Here is a 9,784-nt window from a genome sequence, read left to right on the forward strand (position 1 = left end):
CCGCGCCGGATCGCGTCGCATCCCCAACAGGCCCCGCCCGGCCTGTCGCATGTGCGACACCCGCCGCCCCCTTGGGCCCGCCGCACCTGCCCGGCACAGCGGCACCGGGGCGCCGGGACAGGCCCGCGGCCCGCGCCGGCGGTTGGATTCGCCCTTGCATGAGACGGTGCGATTGTGAGGGAGACCAAACGATGGCGATGGCAGCAGCCGACATCGAGCAGCTCGTGAAGGCGGCGTTCCCGGACGCCGAGGTGGTGATCGTGGATCTCGCCGGCGACGGCGACCACTATGCCGCACGCATCACCTCGCAGGCCTTCGTGGGCAAGAGCCGGGTGCAGCAGCACCAGATGGTCTATGCGGCGCTGAAGGGCAATATGGGCGGCGTGCTCCACGCCCTCGCCTTGGAGACGCTCACCCCCGAATGAGGTCGCTCGCGCGGCGTTCGAACCTGTTTCTCATCCCACATTCTTCGAGGAGATTGCCATGGGCAGCACCAGTGACCGCATCAAGTCCATCATCGACGGCGCCGACGTGGTGCTGTTCATGAAGGGCGCACCCGCCGCGCCCCAGTGCGGCTTCTCCGGCGCCGTGGTCCAGGTGCTGGCGCAGGTCGGCGTGCCGTTCGCGAGCTTCGACGTGCTCTCCGATCCCTATGTCCGGGAGGGCATCAAGGAATTCTCGAACTGGCCGACCATCCCCCAGCTCTACGTGAAGGGGGAGTTCGTCGGCGGCTGCGACATCGTGCGCGAGATGCACAAGAGCGGCGAGCTGCAGGCGCTGTTCGCCGAGAAGGGCATCCTGTCTCCGGCGCAGTGAACGCGCGGCGCGGATCGAGCCCCGGCGGCCAACGCCGCCGGCTCGCCTTGCCTTCAGCTGCCGAGGCGGTGGCCGGCGTCGTGGGGATTGCCGGCGGTGTTGCGCATCCAGTCGGCGAGCTTGGCGAGGGTGGCGTACATCGCCTCGCGCGCCGCCGCGTCGCCCACCGTCTCGTCGAGCGCGCCGCGCATGCACAGGAGCCACGCGTCGCGCTCGGCATCGCCGATGGGAAAGCCCATGTGGCGCTGGCGCAGGCGCGGATGGCCCTTCTGCGGCGTGTAGAGCTGCGGGCCGCCGGTCCATTCGGTGAGATAGCGCTTCAGCACCTGCTTGATCGGGCCGAGATCGTCCGGGTGCATGGCGCGGATGCCTTCCGCCTCCGGCAGCGTGTCCATGCGCAGGTAGAACGCCTCCACCAGGCGGTCGATGACCGTGACGCCGCCCAGGCGCTCGAACATGCTGATCTGCTCACTCGCCTCGCTCATCTTCGTCCTTCCCGCGCCGCCCGAAGCGCCGCTATTCCTCCATGTTCGGCAGGAGGATCACCTCCGCCGGCGCGCCCGGCCCCTGGGCCGCGACGAAATCGAGGGCGCTCACCAGCGAGAGCCCGCCGCCATTCTCCATCAGAACCACCGCCTCGGGCGGCATCCCGGCGAGCGCTTCCAGCAATTGGGCAACCGTCATCCCCGCCCCCTCAGCCGCCGCCGACGAGGCGTCCCGCCTCGTCGTACAGCAGCTCGGACGGCTCCTCGTCCAGCATCGCCACCACGGCGCGCCGCAGCGCGCCGGTGTCGTGATAGAGGTAGCTGTGGGTCAGCTCCACCTCGCCATAGACCACCTTCTCGAACCCCGACAGCCGGCCGGCCGCGTCGTAATAGGCGCGGATGAAGGTGTTGCGGTGGCCGAGCCCGTCCGCGGGGATGGGCCCCACCAGGTTGAAGGGCAGCTTCACGCCGGAATAGGACAGGAAGTAGCGACAGTCGGCGCGCTCGGCGGCCTCGATCGCGGCAGTGCTCGAAGAAGCAGACATAAGAGCCATTCGCCTCAGCCCGGATGGATCATGATTTCCATGGTCTCGTCGTGCTCGTCATAGCCGCGCCCGTCCTCGTCCTCCACGAGCGGGATGCCGCACACACACACGTCCGCCCCCATGAGGGCGAGCGGGATGGGCTCCAGACTCGCCCCCGCGCACGGCCCCTCCACGCACAGGCCGCTGGCAATGTCGAACCGCGCCCCGTGCCGCCCGCATCTCAGCTGGGACTTGTCCTGCGTGAAGAAGGTGCCGTCGCCGATGTTGAGCCACACCTTGCCGTGCGGGCAGGAATTGACGTAGCCGACGAACTGCCGCGGGCGGACGCGCACCACCACGATGCGGAACGGGCGCGCCTCGCCGTCGGCCATCAGCCGCGACAGGCTGAAGGCCTTCGCGCCGCCAGGCGGGATGCTCTCCGCTTCGCAGATGGCGAAGACCGCGATGTCGGACGCCGACATAGGCTGCATTCCCTCAGGCTCCCGGGCGTCCTCTTTCGCCCACCGCCGGCGCGGGTCCTGTCGCGAATGCGACGGTCGCGGCGTGGCTCGCGTGCGCGGCAGGGCGAAAGCGTCCGTTGCGCCGATATTTGCATGAAGCGTGCCGGGCCGGCCCGAACCGGGCGGCCCGCGCGGAGGCTCCCATGGCGGCGATGAAATTCTACATGACCCCCGGATCGTGCTCGACCGGCATCCACATCCTCCTCGAGGAGCTGGACGAGATCTTCGAGGCGCACGTCGTCAACCTCCCGGCGGGCGACAATTTCAAGCCGGACTACCTGGCCATCAACCCCAAGGGCACCATCCCGGCCTTGGTGCGGCCGGACGGCAGCGCGCTCACCGAGCTGGTGGCCATCGCCCATTGGCTCGGGCGGACCCGCGCGCGCGGGCGGCTGTGGCCGCAGGACATGGAGGGGGAGACGCGGGCGATCGAGGTGATGAGCCACGTGGCGGGAACCATCCACGGCCACGGCTTCGCGCGCATCTTCACGACGCAAGCCTTCTCGCGCGCGCAGTCCGAGCAGGAGAGCGTGCGGGCGCTGGGCCAGCTGATCGTCGAGAAGAACTTCGCCGTGCTCGCCCGCCAGATGGAGGGCCGCGACTTCGTCACCGGTGTCTACAGCGTCGCCGACCCGGTGCTGTTCTACGTGGAATTCTGGGCCGACAAGACCGGCATCGCCTTGCCGCCGCCGCTGCTCGCCCACTACCGGCGGCTCCTGGCCCGCCCGGCCGTGATCCGCGTGCTGAAGGAGGAGGGATACGATCCCTCCCGCCTCGGCGGCGCAACGCCCGAGCCGGCGCCGGCCGGCTGAGCGCCGCCCTCAGGCGGCGTTGGCGCCGACCGACGCCTTGAGCGTGTCGAACTCCGCGCGGGGAATGCGGAACACGCCGCGCCCGCCGGACAGCGCCTGGAAATAGGAGGCGTCCGAATGTTCCCGCAGGAAGAAGAACCACTCCTGCGGCGTCAGCCCGGACGGGCGCTCGCCGATCTCCACCACGGAGCCGTCGGGCGCGAAGCGGGCGTGAACGAGAACCTTGGCGTCCAAACTGTTGGCGTCCATCACTCAACTCCATCGGATGCGCGGGAGCGGCGCCGCGCGCCGCCCCGCAGGGAAAGGCTTCAGAAGCCTGAGAATTCGCCGAGCAGCTCCACCTTGACGTCCTCGGTTCCCAGCACCTGCGCGAAGCAGGCGATGCGGGACTTGGACCCGACGCCCACGATCGTGTCGAGCTTCTCGTTCTCTTCGCGCGTGGTCTTGGAGATGCCCTTGCGGCCCTCCAGCACGAAGATGTGGGCGGCGTCGCCGCAATTCTCGGGGCTCTGCTCGGGCAAGGTCGGCACGACCTCGCGAATGGCCGCCCAGAGATTGGTGCCCTCGGGCACCTCGATGCTCTTGCTGGAGGGGAGGACTGTGAGTGTTACCGTGGACATTGCCTGCTCCGTCTGTATCGGCTCTTGCCGTGATCTTGGCTTGAAGTGCTTTTTGGTCCGCTGTGTCTTGCCCTCAGTAGATGGCGGCGCCCGCCCCCACGTTCACCGAGGCATCCTTCATCGTCGCGACGATGAACTCGATCTCGTCCTCGGACAGGTGCGCGTGGAACGGCAGGGCCACCGCCCGGTCGGCCACCTTCTCGGTGACACGCAGGTCGCCCTTGCGATATCCGAGGTCGAGATAATGCCGCTGCAAATGCAGCGGGCTGGCATAGGCCGCCGCCTGCACGCGCTCGACGCCCAAGTCCTCGACGATGGCGTCGCGGCTCGATTTGGAAAAGCGCGTGCCGAGATGCACCAGATAGAGGAACCAGTGCACCTCGGTGACGTCCGGCGCCACATAGGGATCCTTGATGCCCTCGAAGGACTGGACGTACTGGTAATAGAGCTGCTCGGTGAGGCGGCGGCGCTCCAGGATCTCGTCGATCCGCTCCAGCTGGGCGAGGCCGAGGGCGGCGGTGAGGTCGCTCATCGGCGCCTGATAGGCGGCGCTCATGGTGACCACGACCGAGGCGCGCTCCGCGAGCCGGTGGGACCGCAGCCGGCGCATGGCCATGGCGAGGTCCACGTCGTCGGTCACCACCATGCCGCCCTCGCCGCACACCAGCGGGCCGGGCTGGGAGAAGTCGAACACTGCGACGTCGCCGAAGGAGCCGACGGGGCGGCCCTTGTAGCGCGAGCCGATCGCCTCGGTGGAATCCTCGATCAGGATCAGCCCGCGCGCCTCGGCGAGCGCGCGCAGCGGGTCCCACGGCGCGGGATGGCCGTTGGTGTTGGCGGCGACGATCGCCTTGGTGCGGCCGGTGATCTGCGCCTCGGCCTTTTCGGGCACCAGCGTGCCGGCCCAATAGTCGATGTCGGCGAACACCGGCCGCGCGCCGGCAAGGCTCACCGCGTGGGTGGTCTCGCGGAACGAATAGGCCGAGCACACCACCTCGTCGCCGGCGCCGATGCCATACGCCTTCAGCGCCAGCAGCAGGCCGAGCGTGCCCGAGGGCACCGCCAGCGCATAGGCGCGGCCGGCATAGGCGGCGAAGGCGGCCTCGAACGCCTCCGTCGCCGGCCCGCTGGACAGGCGCGGGCTGCGGATCACCGCGTCGATCGCCGCGAGCTCGGCCGTCGTCACGTCAGGGTCGGACAGGGGGATGAAGCGCCCCTCGGCGAGCGCGGGGGCGGCATCGGCGTCCGCCAGAGCGGGCTCGGTCATGACACATCGCTCCTCTTGGCGAGGACGATGCCGGTGGCGCGGGCGGGATCGTCGGTCAGCTGCACGCAGTGGTCGCGGCCGTCCATGAGGTGGACGTCGTAGCCGCCGAAGCTGCCGAATGGCGCCTCCACCACGTCGGAGGCGTCGCAGCGGGTGAAGGAAAGCGCGGGAAAGCGCGCGCGAAGAGCCGCAAAGAGCTGCCCGTCCGCGGGCGGCGCCGCCAGCATGCCGGCGATCGCGCCGAGATCCTCTTCGTTCAGCGCCATGTTCTCCCACTCCCCTATGACGCCCGCCGGGGCGGGCTCACTGCCAGAACTTGCGATGCTCGTCGAAGGTCAGGACGTCGAGCAAAGCGGAGAGCCGCCGGTGCCGGCTTTCCCATTCCCACAGCCCCTTGCCGTGGTCCTTGCGGAACAGGTCCCATTCGCCCTCCGCCTCGTCGAACAGCAGCAACGCGATGTCGACGATGCCGCCCTCCGGATCGATGTTGCGCGAGCAGCAGGCGCTCTCGATGCGGTAGCCGCCGGGCACCGCCAGCACCGCCGGCGCCACGTAGCGATAGCGGCGCCGCGTCTTCAGCGCCCGCTCCACCCGGCGCTTGTCGAGGTCGTTGGGCTGGGCCTTGCCGCCCGCCGGCATGCCGAGCACCCTTGCGGTCATCGCATGCCCCCATCACACCGGCTCGATCTCTTCCTCGAGGCAGCCGACCACCAGCCGCTCGGTGAATTCGACGATATAGATCGGCGTGTTGCTGTCGGTGTGCATGCCCACCTGGACGATCTCGCCGGTTGCGCCCTCGGCCGCCAGCACCGCGTCCTCCGGCACGTCCGGATAGCCGCCGTCGTTGCGCAGCTCGGTCAGCGTCTTGACCTTCTGCCCCCACTGATACCTGGGGGTCCGGGGTTCGAACATCATCGCGACAGTCCTCCGACGCTCGGCAGCGGCAGGTCGATGTCCTCGTCGCGGGAAACAACGGGATCGAGCTCCTTCTTCTTCATCCCCACACGGTTGCCGCTTTCCATGAATTCGACCCCGTAGATGTAGAATTGCTGAAGGAATGTGCCGATGGAGACGACGTATCCCTCCTCGCCCTTCTTCGCGAGGATTTCGCCGATCTCCTTGCCCGCATAGGTGCCGTCATTGCGGATCGTGCGCTTGGCCTTCACCTTCTCGCCGAAGGAGAAGTACGGCGGCTCGCTGATCTCGACCACGTCGCTGTCGCGGACGATGTTGCTCATCTCGGCATCTCCCTCACGAGTTCTCCAGCCTCTGGACGAACGCCGCCGCGCGAGCGGGCCATCTCCCGCACCATCACGTCCTTGTCCTCGGCCAGGGCGCCGAGCTGCGCCGGCGAAAGGCGGCTCGCCACCTCGTAGCGCACGCGCCAGTCGGGGTCGTCCTTCAGCCGCGCGAGCAGGTCCGGCGCGAGGCGCCGCGCCGCCTCCAGGCGCACGCTCGCCGCCGGGTCCTGCGCCATGCGCAGCAGCCATTCCGCCGGCAGGCGCTGCGCCACCACGCGGCGCACCTCCACCTCCTCGTCCTCCATGAGGCGGGACAGCAGCGGCGGGGCGACCCGGCGCGCGACCACCATGCGCACGTAGTAATCGGGGTCGCTCAGCATCGGCACGAGCTCGGCATCGTCCAGGAGCGAGGCGATGCGGATGCGCACCTCCCGGTGCGGGTCCTGCCTGAGGCGCAGGATCAGCCGCTTGGGCAGGCGCCGTGCCGCGTTCCATCGCACCGTCTCTTCCGGATCGTCGAGCAGCGGAGGAAGCTGGAACACGTCCGCGTGCTTGGCCGCGATGGCGCGCACCTCGAAATGCTCGTGGTGGATGTAAGTATTCGCCAGTTCCGGATTCCAGTTGAAGAAGCGGTCGATGCGCCGGGCGTAGCGGTCGTTGACGCAGGCGTGCTTCAGCCGGCAGCGGCCCTCCGCGCGCAAGGCGTCGTGGACGCAGGCGCCGCACGCGATCTCGGCCCCGCGCCAGTCGATGGCCTCGTCGATCGCGTCAGTCATCGTCCGCGCCCGCCCGGTTCAGAACGTCGATGAGGACCCTCGCGCCGATCTTGTCGGAGGGGTCGAGCTGAAGCAGCTTCTCGGCCGCCGCGCGGCCCTCCGAAAGGTTGCCGAGGCGCAGGTTGAGATAGGCGTAGCCCTTGAGCGTGAAGAGGAAGAAGCGCGGCATCAGCTCCTCGTAGCGGCCGAACAGCGCGTCCTCCGGCGCCACGTCGCGCCAGTCCGCGGGCAGGTTGGTCTCGCGCTGCGCCTTGGCGAGGCAGATGCGCGCCACCTCCAGGCACTCGGCGAGCCGGCCCTTGTAAAAATAGAACCGGTAGAGGCCGATGAGCACCGCGGCATGGCCGGGCGCGATGGCCTCGGCCTGCCGCAGATGCGCCTCCGCCACCTCGCCCAGATGGTAGGACAAGCCTGCCTGCCACAAGTGCCAGTTGGCCTCCTCCGGCAAGCCGCCGCCCAGCAACGCGTTCGCGAGCAGGCCGTCCTCCGCGAAGGCGGACGGTTCGTTCTGCATCGCGAACGCTGACATGGGTCGCCCCTGCTCAAAGGCCCGCCGGCACGGCGTGGCTGTGGGAACTGCACGCCGTGGCCTTGGGGTCATGGAAGACGAGGCCGGTCTTGGCGGCGGTGTCGGTGAAATCCACCGTCACCCCCTCCAGCAGGAGGCGGCTCTCGGCCGGCAGGAACAGCTTGACCGCGCCCTTCTGCACCACCGCGTCGCCGGGCAAGGGCCCCGCCAGCACGCTGATGTCGGCATTGAGGCCCGAGCATCCGCCCGGGGAGACCGCGAGGCGGAAGCCCGCCCCCGGCCCGCCGTCGGACATCACCATGAGCCGCATGAACTTCTCGGCCTTGGGGGTGATGGTGAAGTTCATCGTCTCCTCCTCAGGCCGGGAGCTGATAGCGCGGGAACGCGTTGTCGATGACGCAGGTATTGTCCACCGGGCAGACGGCGGCGCACTGCGGCTCGTCGAAGTGGCCGAGGCATTCGGTGCACTTCTTCGGGTCGATGACGAAGGTGCCATTCTTCTCGGAGATGGCGACGTTCGGGCACTCCGGCTCGCAAGCCGAGCAGGAGGTGCACTGGGAGGCGATGATCTTGAGGGTCATGGGTTCCGTCCTTGCCTCTCGCCTCAGGCCGCGCTGATGAGCGCGCCCTGGCGGATCTCCGCATCGCCGCGCACTTCATGCTCGATCTCGCCGCTCTTCACCTTGGCGAGATAATCCTTGAACCAGGTGATGGCGCTCTTCTCGATGAACTCGTGGGCATATTGGTCCACGGGGTCGATGCCGGCCTTGGCGAGGTCCGCCTTCGGGCAGCCGCCGATCTTGGCGACGAACACCGCGTGGCAGTCGTTGATGGCGCGGATCACGGTCTCGAGGCTGTCCTCGTCGCCGTAGCCGCCCTGGCAGTAGAGGTCGACCCGGCGGTGGCCGACGAACTTCGCGCCCGCGGTGGACAGCTCGTAGACCTGGAACTCCTTGGCGTGGCCGAAGTGCTCGTTGATGAGGCCCGAGCCTTTCGTGGCCACGGCGATGAGAAGCTTGATGTCGCTCTGCTCGCCGGCGAGCGTCTGAAGCTCCTCCTGCTTCGCCGCCACCTTGGCGACGCGCTCCTCCTCCACCATGGCCTGGTAGGCCTTGCGGCCTTCCATGTCGTAGTTCACGTCCATGGCCATGATCTTGTCGGTGGTGAACTCGGCGGAGCGATCCTCGCCCAGGAGGCCGACGGCGTCTGCGCGGCACTGGCGGCAGTGGCGCATCATGTTCATCTCGCCCTCGCAGCTGTCCTGCAGGGCTTTGAGTTCCTGCGCCGAGGGGCCGCGCTGGCCGGTGAGGCCGAACACCGTGCCGTGCTCCGGTGAGGAGATCAGCGGCATGATATTGTGCAGGAACGCACCACGCGATTTCACCGCCTTGTTCACTTCGACCAGATGTTGATCGTTGATGCCGGGGATCATCACCGAGTTGATCTTGCACAGGATGCCGCGCTCGGTGAGCATCTCCAGGCCCTGGAGCTGGCGATCGGTGAGGATCTTGGCCGCCTCGTAGCCGGTGTAGCGCTTGTGCTTCCAGAAGATCCACGGATAGATCTTCGCGCCCACCTCCGGGTCCACCATGTTGATGGTGATGGTGACGTGGTCGACGTTGTAGCTCGCGATGGTGTCCACGTGGTCGGGCAGCGCCAGGCCGTTGGTGGACAGGCAGAGCTTGATGTCGGGGGCGGTCTTCGAGATCAGCTCGAAAGTCTTGAAGGTCTTCTCGGGGTTGGCCAGCGGGTCGCCGGGGCCGGCGATGCCGAGCACGGTCATCTGCGGGATGGTGGAGGCCACGGCCAGCACCTTCTTCGCCGCCTGCTCGGGGGTCAGCTTCTCGGAGACCACGCCCGGCCGGCTCTCATTGGCGCAGTCATACTTGCGATTGCAGTAATTGCACTGGATGTTGCAGGCCGGCGCCACCGCCACGTGCATGCGCGCATAGTGGTGGTGCGCCTCCTCGGAATAGCAGGGATGGTTCTTCACCTTCTCCCAGATCTCGGTCGGCAGGTCGTTCGCGCCCGCGCCCGTGCCGCAACTCGCCTTGCCCGAGCCGCCCGACGTGCCGCAGCCCTTGTGCTCGGCCATCGTCTGCATCAGGGCGTCCATGTCGACGGCGGTCCCGACGGCGTCCCCCACATGCTCAGTCGTCGCGTCCATGTTTGGTGCTCCTCGTCTCGAGCAGG

The 9,784-nt window shown here is 68.3% G+C and carries 19 protein-coding genes; 3 read left to right on the forward strand and 16 right to left on the reverse strand.

From position 1 onward, the window contains the following. Window positions 1–191: 191 nt before the first annotated feature. Window positions 192–425, forward strand: a complete 234-nt coding sequence (locus ABLE88_RS08480) for a BolA/IbaG family iron-sulfur metabolism protein (protein WP_348831004.1) — start codon at window positions 192–194, stop codon at window positions 423–425. A gap of 58 nt (window positions 426–483) precedes the next feature. Then, window positions 484–816, forward strand: coding sequence for a Grx4 family monothiol glutaredoxin (grxD, locus tag ABLE88_RS08485; protein WP_348831005.1), 333 nt, complete (start codon window positions 484–486; stop codon window positions 814–816). Between the two features lie 53 nt (window positions 817–869). Here grxD and ABLE88_RS08490 read toward each other — a convergent pair whose 3' ends face one another. From ABLE88_RS08490 to ABLE88_RS08505, 4 genes are read right to left on the reverse strand one after another with little or no spacing between them, the layout of a single operon-like run. Next, window positions 870–1,301, reverse strand: a complete 432-nt coding sequence (locus ABLE88_RS08490) for a group II truncated hemoglobin (protein WP_348831006.1) — start codon at window positions 1,299–1,301, stop codon at window positions 870–872. A 31-nt stretch (window positions 1,302–1,332) separates the two neighbouring features. Beyond that, a complete protein-coding gene (locus ABLE88_RS08495; protein WP_348831007.1) occupies window positions 1,333–1,500 on the reverse strand; it encodes a hypothetical protein in 168 nt (55 codons plus the stop codon). Window positions 1,501–1,510: 10 nt separating this feature from the next. Further along, the gene (locus tag ABLE88_RS08500) at window positions 1,511–1,846 is read right to left on the reverse strand and encodes a DUF6156 family protein (RefSeq protein ID WP_348831008.1); all 336 of its coding nucleotides are present in this window, start codon (window positions 1,844–1,846) and stop codon (window positions 1,511–1,513) included. 14 nt (window positions 1,847–1,860) lie between these two features. Beyond that, the gene (locus ABLE88_RS08505; RefSeq protein WP_348831009.1) at window positions 1,861–2,307 is read right to left on the reverse strand and encodes a Rieske (2Fe-2S) protein; all 447 of its coding nucleotides are present in this window, start codon (window positions 2,305–2,307) and stop codon (window positions 1,861–1,863) included. A 191-nt stretch (window positions 2,308–2,498) separates the two neighbouring features. Here ABLE88_RS08505 and ABLE88_RS08510 point away from each other — a divergent pair, with 191 nt between their 5' ends. After that, entirely contained in the window at window positions 2,499–3,158 is a 660-nt protein-coding gene (locus tag ABLE88_RS08510; protein WP_348831121.1) for a glutathione S-transferase family protein, read from the forward strand. Between the two features lie 9 nt (window positions 3,159–3,167). Here ABLE88_RS08510 and ABLE88_RS08515 read toward each other — a convergent pair whose 3' ends face one another. From ABLE88_RS08515 to nifB, 12 genes are all read right to left on the reverse strand, one after another. After that, window positions 3,168–3,407 carry a hypothetical protein gene (locus tag ABLE88_RS08515; RefSeq protein ID WP_348831010.1) on the reverse strand — a complete coding sequence of 80 codons (240 nt, stop codon included), beginning with the start codon at window positions 3,405–3,407 and terminating at the stop codon, window positions 3,168–3,170. 59 nt (window positions 3,408–3,466) lie between these two features. Continuing rightward, window positions 3,467–3,778, reverse strand: coding sequence for a ferredoxin (locus ABLE88_RS08520; protein ID WP_348831011.1), 312 nt, complete (start codon window positions 3,776–3,778; stop codon window positions 3,467–3,469). Between the two features lie 73 nt (window positions 3,779–3,851). Next, on the reverse strand, window positions 3,852–5,045 hold the full coding sequence (locus tag ABLE88_RS08525) for a DegT/DnrJ/EryC1/StrS family aminotransferase (RefSeq protein ID WP_348831012.1): 1,194 nt from the start codon (window positions 5,043–5,045) through the stop codon (window positions 3,852–3,854). Further along, window positions 5,042–5,311: a DUF6129 family protein gene (locus ABLE88_RS08530; RefSeq protein ID WP_348831013.1), complete on the reverse strand. Its 270-nt coding sequence runs from the start codon at window positions 5,309–5,311 to the stop codon at window positions 5,042–5,044. The genes ABLE88_RS08525 and ABLE88_RS08530 overlap by 4 nt, the downstream gene beginning before the upstream one ends. Before the next feature lie 37 nt (window positions 5,312–5,348). After that, the gene (locus ABLE88_RS08535) at window positions 5,349–5,705 is read right to left on the reverse strand and encodes a DUF3024 domain-containing protein (protein WP_348831014.1); all 357 of its coding nucleotides are present in this window, start codon (window positions 5,703–5,705) and stop codon (window positions 5,349–5,351) included. Between the two features lie 12 nt (window positions 5,706–5,717). Further along, the gene (locus ABLE88_RS08540; protein ID WP_348831122.1) at window positions 5,718–5,957 is read right to left on the reverse strand and encodes a nitrogen fixation protein NifZ; all 240 of its coding nucleotides are present in this window, start codon (window positions 5,955–5,957) and stop codon (window positions 5,718–5,720) included. Further along, entirely contained in the window at window positions 5,957–6,283 is a 327-nt protein-coding gene (locus ABLE88_RS08545) for a nitrogen fixation protein NifZ (protein ID WP_348831015.1), read from the reverse strand. The genes ABLE88_RS08540 and ABLE88_RS08545 overlap by 1 nt, the downstream gene beginning before the upstream one ends. Beyond that, window positions 6,280–7,062: a 4Fe4S-binding leucine-rich repeat protein gene (locus tag ABLE88_RS08550; RefSeq protein ID WP_348831016.1), complete on the reverse strand. Its 783-nt coding sequence runs from the start codon at window positions 7,060–7,062 to the stop codon at window positions 6,280–6,282. Before ABLE88_RS08550 ends, ABLE88_RS08545 begins: the two co-directional genes overlap by 4 nt. After that, window positions 7,055–7,591: a tetratricopeptide repeat protein gene (locus ABLE88_RS08555; RefSeq protein WP_348831017.1), complete on the reverse strand. Its 537-nt coding sequence runs from the start codon at window positions 7,589–7,591 to the stop codon at window positions 7,055–7,057. The genes ABLE88_RS08550 and ABLE88_RS08555 overlap by 8 nt, the downstream gene beginning before the upstream one ends. A gap of 13 nt (window positions 7,592–7,604) precedes the next feature. Next, the gene (locus tag ABLE88_RS08560) at window positions 7,605–7,937 is read right to left on the reverse strand and encodes a HesB/IscA family protein (RefSeq protein WP_348831018.1); all 333 of its coding nucleotides are present in this window, start codon (window positions 7,935–7,937) and stop codon (window positions 7,605–7,607) included. Between the two features lie 10 nt (window positions 7,938–7,947). Further along, a complete protein-coding gene (locus ABLE88_RS08565; protein ID WP_348831019.1) occupies window positions 7,948–8,172 on the reverse strand; it encodes a 4Fe-4S binding protein in 225 nt (74 codons plus the stop codon). A gap of 23 nt (window positions 8,173–8,195) precedes the next feature. Next, entirely contained in the window at window positions 8,196–9,758 is a 1,563-nt protein-coding gene (nifB, locus tag ABLE88_RS08570) for a nitrogenase cofactor biosynthesis protein NifB (protein WP_348831020.1), read from the reverse strand. Window positions 9,759–9,784: the final 26 nt, after the last annotated feature.

It is taken from the genome of Xanthobacter luteus (assembly GCF_040049235.1).
Classification (GTDB): domain Bacteria; phylum Pseudomonadota; class Alphaproteobacteria; order Rhizobiales; family Xanthobacteraceae; genus Xanthobacter.